Source organism: Rhodoferax sp. (genome assembly GCF_028715765.1).
Classification (GTDB): Bacteria; Pseudomonadota; Gammaproteobacteria; order Burkholderiales; family Burkholderiaceae_C; genus Rhodoferax.
Map to the genome: position 1 here is coordinate 19,365 of NZ_JAQURE010000035.1, position 15,464 is coordinate 34,828.

The 15,464-nt window shown below is 59.4% G+C and carries 11 protein-coding genes; 8 read left to right on the forward strand and 3 right to left on the reverse strand.

Annotation, left to right across the window (positions count from 1 at the left end):
• Positions 1-101: 101 nt before the first annotated feature.
• Complete coding sequence (tyrS, locus tag PHT20_RS12185) at positions 102-1,346, forward strand: tyrosine--tRNA ligase (protein WP_301020716.1); 1,245 nt, start codon at positions 102-104, stop codon at positions 1,344-1,346.
• Positions 1,347-1,418: 72 nt separating this feature from the next.
• Here the strand turns inward: tyrS and PHT20_RS12190 are convergent, their stop codons facing one another.
• Positions 1,419-4,844, reverse strand: a complete 3,426-nt coding sequence (locus tag PHT20_RS12190; protein WP_301020717.1) for a CHASE domain-containing protein — start codon at positions 4,842-4,844, stop codon at positions 1,419-1,421.
• A gap of 131 nt (positions 4,845-4,975) precedes the next feature.
• Here PHT20_RS12190 and PHT20_RS12195 point away from each other — a divergent pair, with 131 nt between their 5' ends.
• The 5 genes from PHT20_RS12195 to PHT20_RS12215 all read left to right on the forward strand — a co-directional run bounded on the left by PHT20_RS12195 (position 4,976) and on the right by PHT20_RS12215 (position 10,489).
• The gene (locus tag PHT20_RS12195) at positions 4,976-5,101 is read left to right on the forward strand and encodes a hypothetical protein (protein ID WP_301020718.1); all 126 of its coding nucleotides are present in this window, start codon (positions 4,976-4,978) and stop codon (positions 5,099-5,101) included.
• Between the two features lie 9 nt (positions 5,102-5,110).
• Positions 5,111-6,265, forward strand: coding sequence for a rod shape-determining protein RodA (rodA, locus tag PHT20_RS12200; protein WP_301020719.1), 1,155 nt, complete (start codon positions 5,111-5,113; stop codon positions 6,263-6,265).
• A 16-nt stretch (positions 6,266-6,281) separates the two neighbouring features.
• A complete protein-coding gene (tldD, locus tag PHT20_RS12205; protein WP_300084172.1) occupies positions 6,282-7,742 on the forward strand; it encodes a metalloprotease TldD in 1,461 nt (486 codons plus the stop codon).
• A 118-nt stretch (positions 7,743-7,860) separates the two neighbouring features.
• A complete protein-coding gene (locus PHT20_RS12210; protein WP_301020720.1) occupies positions 7,861-9,174 on the forward strand; it encodes a HipA domain-containing protein in 1,314 nt (437 codons plus the stop codon).
• Positions 9,175-9,352: 178 nt separating this feature from the next.
• Positions 9,353-10,489 (forward strand): 3-deoxy-7-phosphoheptulonate synthase, encoded by a 1,137-nt coding sequence (locus PHT20_RS12215; RefSeq protein WP_301020721.1) that lies wholly within the window; start codon positions 9,353-9,355, stop codon positions 10,487-10,489.
• 44 nt (positions 10,490-10,533) lie between these two features.
• Here PHT20_RS12215 and PHT20_RS12220 read toward each other — a convergent pair whose 3' ends face one another.
• Entirely contained in the window at positions 10,534-11,733 is a 1,200-nt protein-coding gene (locus tag PHT20_RS12220; RefSeq protein ID WP_301020722.1) for a M20 aminoacylase family protein, read from the reverse strand.
• 242 nt (positions 11,734-11,975) lie between these two features.
• Between PHT20_RS12220 and PHT20_RS12225 the strand changes: the two genes are divergently transcribed.
• Positions 11,976-14,087, forward strand: a complete 2,112-nt coding sequence (locus tag PHT20_RS12225) for a molybdopterin oxidoreductase family protein (RefSeq protein WP_301020723.1) — start codon at positions 11,976-11,978, stop codon at positions 14,085-14,087.
• A gap of 174 nt (positions 14,088-14,261) precedes the next feature.
• On the opposite strand, the gene PHT20_RS12230 is transcribed toward PHT20_RS12225, so the two are convergent.
• Positions 14,262-14,732 carry an isoprenylcysteine carboxylmethyltransferase family protein gene (locus PHT20_RS12230; RefSeq protein ID WP_301020724.1) on the reverse strand — a complete coding sequence of 157 codons (471 nt, stop codon included), beginning with the start codon at positions 14,730-14,732 and terminating at the stop codon, positions 14,262-14,264.
• Positions 14,733-14,824: 92 nt separating this feature from the next.
• On the opposite strand from PHT20_RS12230, the gene PHT20_RS12235 reads away from it, so the two are divergent.
• A partial coding sequence (locus PHT20_RS12235) for an SDR family NAD(P)-dependent oxidoreductase (protein ID WP_301020725.1) occupies positions 14,825-15,464 on the forward strand: 640 nt, incomplete at its 3' end.

Genomic DNA, 15,464 nt, shown 5'->3' on the forward strand with positions numbered 1-15,464 from the left:
CAGTTGCTGCGAAAAGAGGCCTGCTGCGACACGTAAAATCGCTCAAAAAACAAGCTTTCGAGTATAAACCCGCCCCCGCTGGCCGCATCCGTGAAAACCCTATGACCCAAGCTCCTGCATCCACTTTTGTTGTAACTGATCGTGTCCAAGAGGCGTTGGCGGTCACCTTGCGAGGCTGCGAAGAACTCATTCCGCAAGACGATTGGGTCAAAAAGCTGGCGCGCGCTGAAGCCACCGGCACGCCGCTGCGCATCAAGCTGGGGCTGGACCCCACCGCGCCCGACATTCACCTCGGTCACACCGTGGTGCTGAACAAAATGCGCCAGTTGCAAGACCTTGGGCACACGGTGATTTTTTTGATTGGCGACTTCACCTCGCTGATTGGTGACCCGTCCGGGCGCAACACCACGCGCCCACCGCTCACGCGCGAGCAAATTGAAGTCAATGCGCAAACCTATTACCGTCAGGCGTCGAAGGTGCTAGACCCCAGCAAAACTGAAATTCGCTACAACAGCGAGTGGGGTGATGCGCTGGGTTCGCGCGGCATGATCGAGTTGTCAGCCAAATACACCGTGGCACGCATGATGGAGCGCAACGACTTTCATGACCGGTTTCAGTCAGGCACCCCCATCAGCGTGCATGAATTTTTGTACCCACTGATGCAGGGCTATGACTCAGTGGCGCTCAAAAGCGACCTTGAGCTGGGTGGCACCGACCAAAAATTCAACCTGCTGGTGGGGCGCCATCTGCAAGCCGAATACGGCCAAGAGCCGCAATGCATCTTGACCATGCCGCTGCTTGAAGGCTTGGACGGTGTAGAAAAAATGTCCAAAAGCAAGGGCAACTACATAGGCATCAGTGAAGATGCCAACACCATGTTCGCCAAAGTGCTCAGCATTTCAGACGTGTTGATGTGGCGCTGGTACACGCTGCTGAGCTTCCAGTCTGAGGCCGCCATTGCAGCCCTCAAAGCTGAAGTGGCTGCCGGGCGCAACCCCAAAGATGCCAAGGTGGCATTGGCCAAGGAAATCACCGCGCGCTTTCACTCAAGCGCTGCCGCCGATGCGGCCGAGCAAGACTTCATCAACCGCGCACGTGGTGGTGTGCCAGACGAAATTGCCGAACTCAGTTTGCCGCTGGGTGATGCGGGGGCGCCGCTGGGCATTGCCGCGCTGCTCAAATCTGCCGGCCTGGCTGCTTCGGGCGGTGAAGGCAACCGCTTGATTGACGGTGGCGGTGTGCGAGTGGATTCCGTGGTGGTCAGCGACAAAGGCCTCAAACTGGCTGCCGGCACCTATGTGCTGCAGGTTGGTAAGCGCAAGTTTGTACGTGTCACATTGGCTTGACTTTTTAAGCCTTTTTGGCCTCTAGCGCTTGATAAATAAGCTTGAGTAGCTATCTATTTAATATATTTTTTGTCAGGCGCCAGGACCGGGATTGAGCTCTGTAGTGCGCCCGGTGATGCGCTGCAGCACCGCTACCAGGTGTTTCAGGTTGAACGGTTTGCCCACATGGTCGTTCATGCCGGCTTCCAGGCAGGCTTGGCGGTCATCCTCCTGGGCGTTGGCCGTCATGGCCACAATCGGCAAGGTGTGGGCATCCCATGTTTGGCGCAGGGCGCGGGCGGCGGTCAAGCCATCCATCACCGGCATTTGCATGTCCATCAGCACTACGTCAAACACTGCCCCCGCTGCGGCCACCAAGTCCAGCGCGTGCTGGCCGTGGTTGGCCAGTGTCACCAGCGCGCCTTCGCTTTCCAGCAGCTCGCTGGCAATTTGTTGGTTCACGATGTTGTCTTCAGCCACCAAAATACGCATGCCCGCCAAACCCAATGGCGCTGCCACTGGCGGAACGCTTGGGCAGACAGCCGCGGCGACCGAAACTTGTGGGCTGGCTGGCATCTGCGCAGCGGGAAGATGGCGCGCGCGGGGTGTCGCCACCGCTGCAGGGGCGGCAATGGGCAGCGTCAAACTGAAATAAAAGCGGCTGCCGCGCCCCAGCGTGCTTTGCAGCTCCAGCTTGCCGCCCATCAACTCGATCAAGCGCTGGCTGATGGCCAAACCCAGCCCGGTGCCGCCAAAGCGGCGTGTGGTGGAGGCCTCGGCTTGGGTAAAACCAGTGAAAATTTTGGCCTGGTTTTCGGGCGCAATGCCAATGCCGTTGTCTTGCACGGCAAATTTCAGCATCACTTGACGGGCGTTGCGGTCAAGGGTTTCAAGGCTCAGTGTCACCACGCCTTGCTCAGTGAACTTGATGGCATTGCCACACAAGTTGATCAGCACTTGCTTGAGCCGCAGCGCGTCGACCACCACCAGCGCAGGCAGGTCTGGCGCCATGTCCAGCTGCAGCGTGACCGGTTTTGAGCCCAAATAGGCCAGCGCAATCACCTGCACATCGCTGACCAGCAGATGCAAATCATGCGGCTGCGGGTCCAGCGTCATCTTGCCGGCTTCGGCCTTGGAAATGTCCAGAATGTCATTGAGCAGCCCCAGCAGCGACTGCGCTGCACGCTCGCTCTTGGTCACGTAGTCAGCCTGTTTGGGGTTGAGTTCGGTTTTACCCAGCAGCGTGAGCATGCCCAAAATGGCATTCATGGGGGTGCGAATTTCGTGGCTCATGTTGGCCAGAAACTGGCTTTTGGAGGTGTTTGCGGCTTGCGCGGCTTCGGTGGCTTCGACCAGCTCGGTGATGTCCACCCGGTAACCCACGGTATAGCCATTGGGCATGCGCCGCTCCACAATGCGCAGCGTGCGGCCATCGGTTAACTTTTGATGATGTTGCGACTGCGCTTGGCGGTGCAGCGCCAGCCGCTCACTCACCCAGGCATCCACCCGACCCGCCGTGTCTGCATATTGGGCGCGCTCGGCGCCCACGCGGATGATGGCCTCAAACGTGTTGCCTACCTGCAGCACATCTGCCAGCATGGGGTAGGCCTCGCGGTAGCGCTGGTTAAACAAGACCAGCCGGTCTTGGTCGTCATACAGGGCAAAGGCATCATCAAGCGCTTCAATGCTGCCTTTGAGCAAATCGGCATTGCGCTGCGCCAGGGCTTGCGCCGCTTTGCGCGCCGTGATGTCAATGCGGATAGAGACGTATTTTTCAACCAAGCCATCGTCATTCAAAAACGGCGCAATGAAGGTGTCGACCCAATACAGCGCGCCGTCTTTGGCACGGTTGCAGACCTCGCCGCGCCAGGGTTTGCCGGCGGCGATGGTGGTCCACATGCTTTCCCAAAACGCCGCATCTTGAACCCCAGAGTGGAGCAACCGGTGGTTTTGCCCCAGCAATTCGTCACGCGCATAGCCGCTGATGGTGCAAAACGCGTCGTTGACCTGGATGATGCGCCCGGTTCGGTCGGCCATTGACACAATGCCTAAAAGGTCGAGCGTGCTCAAGAGGGCATCGTTGTCACGCAGCACGGCTTCCAGTTGGGTTTGTGCTTGGCGCCGCTCGGTGATGTCTGACTCGATGGCCATGTAGCCGTTGACCACACCCTGGGCATCGCGCAAGGTCTGAATTTCCAGTTCAATCCAGTAGTCCACCCCTTGTTTGCTGCGGTTCATCACCTCGCCATGAAAGCTTTGGCCGCTTTGAAATGCCTCGCGCATGCGGGCAATGGTGGCTGGGTCGGTGCGCTCGGTTTGCAAAAAAGCCGGTGACTGCCCCAAGGCTTCGGCGGCGCTGTAGCCTGAAATGCGTTCAAAGCCAGGGTTCACCCAAGTGATGCGTCGCTGGGCGTCGGTGATGATGACCGCGTTGGAGGTTTCTTGCGCCACCAGCGCCAGGCGCTGCCGGTCTTTGGTCATGCTGCGCGCCAGGGCTTCGGCACGCTCGCGGGCATGGCCTTGTTGCCACAGCAGCAAGGCCAGCAACAGGCTGGCCAGCATGCCGCCGATGGCCAACAGAGCTGGTTCCAGGTGGTTTAAACGGGCTTCGAACAGCGGCGTGCTGTGGGTTTGCAGGGTCAGCTGTCGCCCCAACAGGGTCAATGTTTGCTGCGACTTGAACAAGGCGGTGGCTGGCAGCGGCTGCTCAAGGGCATTGCCAAACAGAAAATTGTCAGCGCCTTGGGGCACGCTGGCATCGCGCAAAGTGAAAACGATATGCTGGTTGGTGACGCTTTCGATGCCCTTGAGCAACTCATTGAGCACGATGGGTGCATAAATCACCCCGCGCAGCGCCGCCCGGCGGTCGGTGGCGGAGTTGAGCCGCGCCACCGGGTGGTACACCGGCACGTAAATCAGTACCCCAGGCGTTTTTTGCGCGTCTTGCACCAGGGTGATGGGCGCTGTCATGGTGGGTGCAGCTGCGTCGATGGCCTGCTCGATGGCCGCGCGCCGGCGCGCTTCAGAGCCCACGTCCAAGCCCAGCGTGCCCGGGTTGTCGACCTCAGGCTCGATGAATCTGATGACATAGTGTGGGCTGGCGGGTTCGCCCAAAAGCCGCAGTGAAAATTCTGCTGCGCCAGCTTGGTGTTCGCGGTCAAGAAAATCGGCCAGACCCTCGGCCTCGACCCGCTCGATGAAACCAAACCCGCGCACCCCTGGAAACTCCACGGGCAGGTCGCGAGAGAACACATGGTCGGTGAATTCGCCGCGCGTCACGCGGTCGCTGCCTGCATACATGGCGCGCAAGCCGTTGAGCCCAAACACCGGTTGATGAAGTCGCCGCGTGACCTCTGCGTTGGTTCTGTCTACGATTTGCTGGTAATCGGTCTGCGCTTGCGTTGCCAGGCGTTGATTCAACCAAAAGCCGCCTGCCACAGAGAGGGACACCCCGGTAGCCAACACCGCCAGCGACACCAGCAAGCCCGCACCCAAGCGGCGAAGGAACCCAGTTTTCATGAACTCAAATGTGAGAAAAAAGACCCTGAAGCGGTTTTGTGTTGACCCGGTCTGAGGTGGTTTAAAGCGTTTGCCCTGGGCACAACGAAAAAGTTCGACTTGGCTCGGACCGACAGCAGCGCATCAACCTCATGCATGCCATCATACGTTACACCGGCCAGCCAGCCAGCCAGCCAGCCAGCCAGCCAGCGGGCAAACGGGCAAACGGGCAAACGGGCAAACGGCAAGCCGCTTTGTGGCTGTGCCCCGCACGATAATCATCCCCTATGGCTTCGGTATTTGATCGCCCCTCTGTGTTGCAACGCTTGTCACCCTGGTTTTCGGGGTTTGACGGGCCGCTGGCGTTTGCCGTGTTCATGTTGGTCTGCGCCGGGCTGCTGACCATGTACTCCTCTGGCTTTGACCACGGCACGCGTTTTGAAGACCATGCGCGCAACATGTTGCTGGCCGGTTTCATCATGTTTGTGGTAGCTCAAATCCCGCCGCAGCGCTTGATGGCGCTGGCTGTGCCGCTCTACATTTTGGGGGTTACGCTGTTGATTGCGGTGGCGGTGTTTGGGGTCACCAAGAAAGGCGCCCGACGCTGGTTGAATGTGGGGGTGATCATTCAGCCCAGTGAAATTCTCAAGATTGCCATGCCGTTGATGCTGGCTTGGTGGTTTCAAAAACGCGAAGGCCAGTTGCGTCCGCTCGACTTTGCGGTGGCTTTGCTGCTGCTGGCGGTGCCGGTGGGGTTGATCATGAAACAGCCCGATTTGGGCACCTCGCTGCTGGTGCTGGCCGCTGGCGTGTCGGTGATCTTTTTTGCCGGGCTGGGCTGGAAATGGGTGGCGCCGCCGCTGCTGCTGGGCTTGGTGGGCATCACGCTGCTGGTGGTGTTTGAGCCCGAGCTGTGTGCCGATGGCGTGCGCTGGCCGCTGTTGCATGACTACCAGCAGCAGCGCGTGTGCACCCTGCTCGACCCCGGGCGTGACCCGCTGGGCAAGGGTTTTCACATCATCCAGGGCATGATCGCCATTGGCTCGGGCGGCTTTTGGGGCAAGGGTTTCATGCAGGGCACGCAAACCCACCTTGAGTTCATCCCTGAGCGCACCACCGACTTCATATTTGCGGCGTTTTCTGAGGAATTTGGGCTGTTTGGCAACCTGCTGCTGATTGTGGCGTTTCTTTTTTTTGTACTGCGCGCGCTGGTGATTGCGCTGGAGGCGCCCACCGTGTTCACCCGCTTGCTGGGTGGCGCCATGGCCATGATCTTTTTTTGTTACGCGTTTGTGAACATGGGCATGGTCAGCGGCATCTTGCCGGTGGTGGGGGTGCCATTGCCTTTTATCAGCTACGGCGGCACCGCCATGGTCACGCTGGGTTTGGGCTTGGGGGTGTTGATGTCAATCGCCAAGTCAAAGCGGCTGGTGCAGTCCTAACCCCTAGAATGATCTGATGATTTCACGTGAACCCACTCTTGAACGCTTAGCCGTTGCCAAATCTTTGCTGTTGACCCCGTTTGGGCTGGATGAATCTCACCTGGCGCGCGCGCTGGCCGAGATCAAAGCGCATCAGGTCGACGAGGCCGATCTTTACTTTCAAACCACCCGCTCTGAAGGCTGGAGCCTGGAAGAAGGCATGGTCAAAACCGGCTCGTTTTCCATTGACCAAGGCGTGGGTGTGCGCGCTGTCAGCGGTGAGAAAACGGCCTTTGCTTACTCGGACGATATCTCTGAGGCGTCGCTCCTTGATGCGGCCCGAACTGTCAGATCAATTGGGGCTGTAGCGCAATCAGGACGTGCACAAGTAGCTACTAAAAAAATAGCAAAATCACGATCTCTGTACCACGGCCTTGATCCCATTGCCAGCCTGGACAGCACGGCCAAAGTGCAGTTGTTGGAAAAAGTGGAGCGCCTGGCGCGCGCCAAAGACCCGCGGGTGGCACAGGTCATGGCGGGGCTGGCGGCTGAGCACGATGTGGTGCTGGTGGCGCGGGCAGATGGCACATTGGCCGCCGACGTGCGCCCGCTGGTGCGCCTGAGCGTGACGGTGTTCGTCGAGCAAAAAGGCCTGCGCGAAATGGGCTCAGCCGGTGGTGGCGGCCGCTTTGGTTTTGGTTATTTTGACGATGCGCTGATCAACCAATATGTGGATGAAGCGGTCTCCAACGCCCTGACCAACCTGGAGGCGCGCCCGGCTCCAGCTGGCGAAATGACGGTGGTGCTGGGTTCGGGCTGGCCTGGCATTTTGTTGCACGAAGCCATTGGCCACGGGTTGGAGGGCGACTTCAACCGCAAAGGCTCTAGCGCTTTCAGTGGCCGCATCGGCCAGCGCGTGGCCGCCAAGGGCGTGACGGTGCTGGACGACGGCACCATTGCCGACCGCCGTGGCTCGCTCAATGTCGACGACGAGGGCAACCCCAGCCAGCGCAACGTGTTGATTGAAGACGGCATTTTGAAAGGCTATCTCCAAGACAGCATGAACGCTCGCCTGATGGGGGTCAGCCCCACCGGTAATGGCCGGCGTGAGAGCTACGCCCATGTACCCATTCCGCGCATGACCAACACCTACATGCTCGGTGGCGACAAGGCGCCTGAAGAAATTGTGGCCAGCATCCAAAAAGGCTTGTACGCCACCAACTTTGGCGGCGGCCAGGTTGACATCACCAGCGGCAAGTTTGTGTTCTCGGCCAGCGTGGCCTACTGGGTGGAAAACGGCAAGATTCAATACCCGGTGAAAGGCGCCACACTGGTGGGCAGCGGGCCCGAGTGTTTGAAGCGTGTCACCATGATCGGCAACGACATGAAGCTCGACAGCGGCGTCGGCACCTGTGGCAAAGAAGGCCAGAGTGTGCCGGTGGGTGTGGGGCAGCCCACACTGCGTCTGGATGGGCTGACGGTGGGCGGTACGGCCTGATGGTCTGTCAGCCTGTTGTGATTCATTTTCTATTCAAATTCTATTCAAAATTGATCTAACACATTGAATTCAATAGAATGTTTTAAAAACTATTCTATTCACGTCAAACTTAGATCACATGTCTTATCGCGCTGCTCTGATCACGTTTTTGCAGTCGCAAGGCGCGGCCTCGTCGGCTCAAATCCAGGCTGCATTGCGCATCAGCCAGCCCACCGCGTCCCGCCTGCTCAAGCAGCTTGACGACGAGGTGATTGTCTGCGGCCAAGGCAAACGCACCCGCTATGCGCTGGCCGAGCCCATCGGGCAGGCGGGGGCGCAGCAACCCATTTGGCGCGTGGATGACACTGGCGTGGTCAAACGCATCGGCACACTGAGCTGGCTGGCTCGGTCGCAAATGTATGTTCAGGCGGATGACTTTGATGCGTTTTTTCAGGCCAGTGCGCAAGCCTTGCTGCCTTGGTATTTGTCACCGCTGCGTGCGCAGGGTTTTTTGGGGCGGGTGTTGGCCGCGCAGTTAGGCGCGTTGGGTCTTCCTGCCAACCCCGAGACTTGGGATACGCAGCTGGCCTTGATGGCGGCGCTCCATACCCATGATGCCCCAGGTGCGCTGTTGCTGGGGGCTGACCTGGCAGCCTCACCCCAGCCGCCGTTGCGTTTACCCGCAGACAAGCCCGAGTCGGTGCTCGATGCGCTGGCGGCCAACGTGGCGCAAACGCTCCCAGCGGGGTCATCCGCTGCGGGGGAACAACCCAAGTTTTTGGCCATCACCAGCCAGCAAACGCCGGTTTTGGTCAAATTTTCGCCACCTCTTGGCACACCTTATGGTGAACGTTGGCGCGATTTGCTGTGTGCCGAACAGGTCTGTGCCCAGGTGCTGCAAGGCCATGGTTTTGCGGTGGCGCAGAGCCACATCGTGCAGTCTGCCAGCCGCACTTACCTGCTCAGCCAGCGTTTTGACCGGGTGGGCACGCAGGGGCGCAGGCACATGGTGGCCATTGGTGCGGCACATGCCGGGTTTGTCAAAGAACCCTATGTCAACTGGGCGGCAACCGCAGACGCCTTGGCGCGGCGCGGTCAATTGAGTGCGCCAGAGGCGGCGCAATTGCACGCCCTGCTGCAGTTTGGCCGAATGATCGGCAACACTGACATGCACAGCGGCAACGTGTCGCTGTTTGTGGCGGGTGCGTCGCTCAAAGAAATCTATCGGGGTCAATTCAGCCTGGCACCGGTTTACGACATGCTGCCGATGCGCTGGAAGCCAGATTTGATGCTGGGCATGCCAGATTACGCACCTTTTGATGTAGCGCCAAATCTTGCAGACCCTGGCACGCGTGCCATGGCTGGGGAGTTTTGGCGCCGTTTGTCAGTGGAGCCACGGGTCAGTGCTGCATTGCAAGCTGTAGCCAAAGGCATGGCACAACGGCTGTGCTAAAGTCAACGCCCATGAAGTCAGCCCATTTTTTCTTTAGTTATTTTTGGTTCTCAAGCGCCACCGGCGGTAGAGAGTTCTAAACGTACCTAAACAAAACGTCCTGACCTCCCAAAAACCGCCGCCCAACACGGCGGTTTTTTTATGTGTGTTTGATTTCAACTCTGCAAGGAACTGATCCATGACTGCCAAAGTGAACGCCGACAAAGATGCCTGGGGTGCCGCTGTGCCCAACCCCGCCACTGACCGCACCGGCCAGACCGACAACGAACGCATCAAGGACATCACCGTGTTACCCCCACCAGAGCATTTGATCCGCTTCTTTCCGATTGCGGGCACGCCAGTGGAAAAGATGATCAGCAACACCCGGCGCAACATCCACCAGATCATTGCGGGCAAAGACGACCGCTTGCTGGTGATCATTGGCCCATGCTCCATTCACGACCCGGCTGCCGCCATGGACTACGCCCGCAAGCTCAAGGCTCAGCGTGAAAAATACGCCAGCACACTTGAAATTGTGATGCGTGTGTATTTCGAGAAACCCCGCACCACAGTGGGTTGGAAGGGTTTGATCAACGACCCGTACCTGGACGAATCGTTCCGCATCGACGAAGGCCTGCGCATTGCGCGCCAGTTGTTGATTGAAATCAACCGCTTGGGGCTCCCCGCAGGCAGTGAATTTTTGGACGTGATCTCGCCCCAATACCTGGGCGACTTGATCAGCTGGGGTGCCATTGGCGCACGCACCACCGAGAGCCAGGTGCACCGCGAACTGGCTTCGGGCTTGTCGGCGCCCATTGGGTTCAAAAATGGCACCGACGGCAACATCAAAATTGCCACCGACGCCATTCAAGCCGCCGCCGGTGGCCACCACTTTTTGTCGGTGCACAAAACTGGCCGGGTGGCGATTGTGCAAACCAATGGCAACAAAGACTGTCACGTGATTTTGCGCGGCGGCAAAGCGCCCAACTATGACGCTGCCAGCGTGAAAGCCGCCTGCGACGAGCTGACCAAAGCCAAGCTGCCCGCCACCCTGATGGTGGACTGCAGCCATGCCAACAGCAGCAAGCAGCATGAAAAGCAGCTGGACGTGGCGCGCGACATTGCCAGCCAGATCGCTGCGGGTTCACGCCAGGTGTTTGGCGTGATGGTGGAGAGCCACCTCAACGCTGGTGCGCAAAAGTTCACCCCTGGCAAAGACAAAACCGACAAGCTGGAATACGGCAAAAGCATCACCGATGCTTGCCTGGGCTGGGACGACTCGCTGGCTTGCCTGGATGTCTTGTCTAGCGCCGTTTTGACACGAAGAATAGGCTGAGGCGCTATTGAAACAAGCGTAAGCAGCTCCTTTATAGATAGCGTCTATGGTGTGATCTGCAGGGCCAGCCAGTGCTCCACCAGGCGCACCCAGTAGGTGGCACCGAGCGGCAACAGTGCGTCATTGAAGTCGTAGCTGGGGTTGTGCAGCATGCACGGCCCGCCCCCGTGGCCGATGCTGCGGTGGTCACCGTCGCCATTGGCAATGAACGCGTAACAGCCCGGCTTGGCTTGCAGCATGTAAGAAAAATCTTCCGCGCCCATGGTGGGCTCTTGCCCCAACACCTCCGCGGTGCCCACCACTTCCGCCATCACCTGGCGGCAAAACTCGGCCTCGGCGGCGCTGTTGATGGTGGGTGGGTAGTTGCGCTTGAAGGCAAACTGGGCTTGCAAGCCTGAGGCGGCGGCCACGTGCTCGGTCATGCGCCGCATGTTGGCTTCAATCAGGTCCAGCACCTCGGTTGAAAAGGTGCGCACCGTGCCCTGCAGTTCGCACTGGTTGGGGATGACGTTGGTGGCCTCGCCGGTGTGAATCATGGTGACCGACACCACGGCCGCATCAATGGGTTTGACGTTGCGGCTGACAATGGTTTGAAACGCTTGCACCAGTTGGCAAGCCACCGGTACCGGGTCCAGGGCGTTGTGCGGCATGGCGGCGTGGCCGCCTTTGCCCTGCAGGGTGATTTTGAATTCGTTGCTGGAGGCCATCACCGGTCCCGGGCTGGCGGCCATTTGCCCTACCTTCATACCCGGCCAGTTGTGCAGGCCAAACACCGCGTCCATGGGAAAGCGGTCAAAAAGGCCGTCTTTGATCATTTCTCGGGCCCCACCGCCGCCTTCTTCGGCGGGCTGAAAGATCAGGTAGACGGTGCCATCAAAGTCGCCATGCTGCACCAGGTGTTGCGCTGCGGCCAGCAGCATGGCGGTGTGGCCGTCGTGGCCGCAGGCATGCATTTTGCCGGGCGCGGTGCTGGCGTGGGCAAAGGTGTTGGCCTCGGTCATGGGAAGTGCGTCCATGTCGGCGCGCAGACCGATGGCGCGGCTGCTGGTGCCACGTTTCAAACTACCCACCACGCCGGTGCCACCCAAGCCACGGTGGATGGGAATGCCCCATTCGGTCAGCTTGGCTGCCACCACGCCTGCGGTGCGGTGCTCCTCAAAACACAGTTCCGGATGGGCATGCAGGTCGCGCCGCAGGGCAGTGAGGTCATCGAGGTGTGGGGTGAAAGTGTTTATTAAATTCATAGCTGCTTGCGCTTTATTTGTATGGGCTAGAGGCCTAAAAGACTTATAAATATCTGATCTGGCTGAGGTGGTATTTTGCTGGGCTGAAAAGGAATCCGTTCACAATGATGCCTTAACTTATCCATGCCCTATGAACCCACGTCTTTTGCCCTCATGGCACTTCCACGCACACCCGACATGGGGGTGCTGTGCATTGCCCTGCGGTTGCACAGTTTCTTGCCCAACGTCAAAGGAATCTGAACATGGTCGCTGACACTGCTGTTTTTCAAGTGCGTGGCGCTTGCCCGCATGACTGCCCAGACACTTGTGCGTTGCTGACCACGGTGCAACAGGGTATAGCGATCAAGGTGCAAGGCAACCCGGCGCACCCGCACACGGCGGGTAGTTTGTGCGCCAAGGTGTCGCGCTACACCGAGCGCACCTACCACCCAGAGCGCATCTTGCAGCCGTTAAAACGGGTCGGACCCAAGGGAGCCGGGCAGTTTGAGCCGGTGAGTTGGGACGCTGCGTTGACCGAAATTGCCGCCCGCTTGCAAAGCATTGCCGCGCGTGACCCGCAAGCCATCCTGCCCTACAGCTACGCCGGCACCATGGGCTTGGTGCAGGGGGAAAGCATGGCGGCGCGGTTTTTCAACCAGCTGGGCGCATCGCAACTTGAGCGCACCATTTGCGCCGCCGCCGGTGGCGAAGGGCTGGTGCACACGCTGGGCGGCAAGCTGGGTATGCGGGTTGAATTTTTTGCCCAGGCCAAGCTGATTTTGATTTGGGGCAGCAATTCCATTGCCAGTAACCTGCATTTTTGGCGCTATGCCAACGAGGCCAAGCGCCAGGGTGCCAAGCTGGTTTGCATAGACCCGCGTCAGTCTGAAACCGCCGACAAATGCCACGAGCACATCGCACTGCTGCCCGGCACCGACGGTGCGCTGGCGCTGGGGCTGATGCATGAGCTGATTGCGCACGACTGGCTGGATCACGACTACCTTGAGCGTTACACACTGGGCTGGTCGCAGCTGCGTGCGCGTGCTTTGCAGTGGCCGCCCGAGCGCGTGGCCGCGGTGTGCGGCCTGACGGTGGCGCAGGTGGTGGGCTTGGCACGCGACTTTGGCGCCTGTGTGCAAGCCGCACCCATGGGCGAGCACTCGGGGGCGAACGGCTCGGCAGCCATTCGCATGAACTACGGGATGCAGCGGGTGCATGGTGGCGGCAATGCGGTGCGCCTAGTTGCCAGCCTGCCAGCCTTGATTGGCGCCTGGCGGCAGCGCTCAGGTGGTGTGCTGCTGTCAAGCTCCGGCACGTTCCCGGTGCAAAAAGCAAGCTTGCAGCGCCCCGATTTGCTGGCGGGCCGCAGCCCCAGAACACTCAACATGGTCACCCTGGGTGATGACTTGCTGCGCCCGGCCAGCCCGGCGTTTGGCCCTGCCATAGAGGCGCTGGTGGTGTACAACAGCAACCCGGTGGCGGTGGCGCCAGACTCTGGCCGGGTGGTGTCGGGCATTGCCCGCCCCGACCTCTTTACCGTGGTGCTGGAGCATTTTCAGACCGACACTGCCGATTACGCTGATTTCATCTTGCCCGCCACCACCCAGCTTGAGCATTGGGATGTGCACAGCAGCTATGGCCACACCGATGTGCTGCTCAACCGCCCAGCCATTGCCCCGGTGGGGCAGGCCAAGCCCAACACCCAGATTTTTCGCGAGCTGGCGCAGCGCATGGGGTTTGATGCGCCGTGTTTTCAAGACACGGACGAGGCTTTGTGCCGCCAAGCCTTTGGCCAAACGGTGGACTTTGATGCCTTGTTAGAAACCGGTTTTGTCACGCTGGTCACGCCCGAGGCGCGTTTCGCGCAGGGCAACTTTCCTACGCCCTCAGGCAAGTGCGAGTTTTTCAGTGACCGGCTGGCCGCACAGGGGCTAGACGGTTTGCCAGACCATGTGCCGAACCATGAGGCGGCGCACAGCTCGGCCATCTATCCGCTGGCGATGATTTCGCCACCGGCGCGCAATTTTTTGAATTCCACCTTTGTCAATGTGAAGAGTTTGCGCGACATCGAAGGCCAGCCCTTGCTGGAAATTCACCCCACTGATGCAGCCGCACGTGGCATTGAAACTGGCCACACGGTGCGGGTGTTTAACGTGCGTGGCGCGCACCACTGCGTGGCTCAGGTGACCGAGCGCGCCCGGCCTGGGGTAGTGCATGGTTTGGGCATTTGGTGGCGCAAACTGGGGTTGGATGGCACCAATGTGAACCAGCTCACCAGCCAGCGGCTGACCGATTTAGGCCATGGCCCCACGTTTTACGACTGTGCGGTGCAGGTGCAGGCCGCGCAAGACCGCCAGGACTTGCGGCAGCCTTAAACCGAGAAAATCCATTAGGCGCACCTGCGGTGCTGCTTGGGTGTCAGCGGTGCATTTGCGGCCATCTTTGCCCCTCTTTGTCGCCTGTAGCTACGGCTACAGGCTTCGCAATTGGGGCAAACCTGCCTCGCAAATGCCCTCGCTGCCATCCCAAGCCCTAATGAATTTCCTCGGTTAAAGCAGCCACGGCACAAAACGCCGGGTGTGTTGGCTGTAGGCGGCGTAGCCGGCATGGTGTTCGCACAGCCAGCGCTCTTCAAGCGTGGCCTTGACCGCCAGCACGCCAGCCAAAGCACACCAGGCCAGCCCACCTGCCACGGGGCTGGTCAACACCGCCATGGACGCTGCGGCCAACAGCACCGCGCTGTACATGGGGTGGCGAATCAAGCGGTAGGGGCCGCCAGTCACCAGCTGGCCATGGGCTTTGGGAGCAGGGTGAATGTTGAAGTTGCCCAGCCGGTTGTAGGCCAGGGTCCAGCCACCCAACAGGGCAGACAAGCTACCCAGCAGCACACAAGCCAAAGTGGCATTGCCTTGCATCACTGCAGGTGTTGCCGCCCAAGCCAACCACAGCAGCAGGCCAAATTGCAGCAATACCAGCATTTGGCCAGCACGGTGTCGGTGGGTGTTAAGCAAAGAGATCATATTTTTTGGGGGCTTGTGATGTGTCAAGTTGCAGCAATCAGGAGAGACTACCATTTTGCTTGTTGAAATTTTTATCACTCTGAGGAACTCTCATGACCGCTCGTTTGAACAATAAAGTTGCTTTGATCACCGGCGCAGCGCAAGGCATTGGCCTGGCCACCGCGCTTAAATTTGCCAAAGAGGGTGCCATTGTCATGGTTTGCGATGTCAAACAGACTGGCGTGGATGAGGCCGTGGCGCAATGCCAGGCACTGGGTGCGACCGCGCAGGGTTTTGTCATGGACGTGACCCAGCGCCCGATGGTCGATGCGGTGGTGGCTCAGATCAAGGCCGCTTACGGCCGCATTGATGTGCTGGTGAACAACGCGGGCATTACCCAAGATGCCCGTTTGCAAAAAATGACCATCGAGCAGTTTGACAAGGTGATTGATGTGAATTTGCGTGGTGTGTTTCATTGCACCCAAGCGGTGGCTGAGGGCATGGTGGCGCAGGGCAGCGGTGTGATTTTGAGCGCTAGCTCGGTAGTGGGGTTGTATGGCAATTTTGGCCAAACCAATTACGCAGCCACCAAGTTCGGCATCATCGGTTTTACAAAAACCTGGAGCCGTGAGCTTGGCCCCAAAGGGGTGCGTGTGAATGCCGTGGCACCTGGTTTCATTGCCACCCCCATTGTGGCCGCCATGCCTGAAAAGGTGTTGCAAGACCTCAGCGCCAAGGTGCATTTGCGCCGCA

Excerpts from the sequence above, each read along its gene's own strand:
- PHT20_RS12215 (WP_301020721.1), top strand. The coding sequence starts at position 9,353 with ATGACTGCCAAAGTGAACGCCGACAAAGATGCCTGGGGTGCCGCTGTG.
- rodA (WP_301020719.1), top strand. The coding sequence starts at position 5,111 with ATGGCTTCGGTATTTGATCGCCCCTCTGTGTTGCAACGCTTGTCACCC.
- PHT20_RS12190 (WP_301020717.1), bottom strand. The coding sequence starts at position 4,844 with ATGAAAACTGGGTTCCTTCGCCGCTTGGGTGCGGGCTTGCTGGTGTCG.
- PHT20_RS12220 (WP_301020722.1), bottom strand. The coding sequence starts at position 11,733 with ATGAATTTAATAAACACTTTCACCCCACACCTCGATGACCTCACTGCC.
- PHT20_RS12225 (WP_301020723.1), top strand. The coding sequence starts at position 11,976 with ATGGTCGCTGACACTGCTGTTTTTCAAGTGCGTGGCGCTTGCCCGCAT.
- PHT20_RS12195 (WP_301020718.1), top strand. The coding sequence starts at position 4,976 with ATGCATGCCATCATACGTTACACCGGCCAGCCAGCCAGCCAGCCAGCC.
- tldD (WP_300084172.1), top strand. The coding sequence starts at position 6,282 with ATGATTTCACGTGAACCCACTCTTGAACGCTTAGCCGTTGCCAAATCT.
- PHT20_RS12210 (WP_301020720.1), top strand. The coding sequence starts at position 7,861 with ATGTCTTATCGCGCTGCTCTGATCACGTTTTTGCAGTCGCAAGGCGCG.
- PHT20_RS12230 (WP_301020724.1), bottom strand. The coding sequence starts at position 14,732 with ATGATCTCTTTGCTTAACACCCACCGACACCGTGCTGGCCAAATGCTG.
- tyrS (WP_301020716.1), top strand. The coding sequence starts at position 102 with ATGACCCAAGCTCCTGCATCCACTTTTGTTGTAACTGATCGTGTCCAA.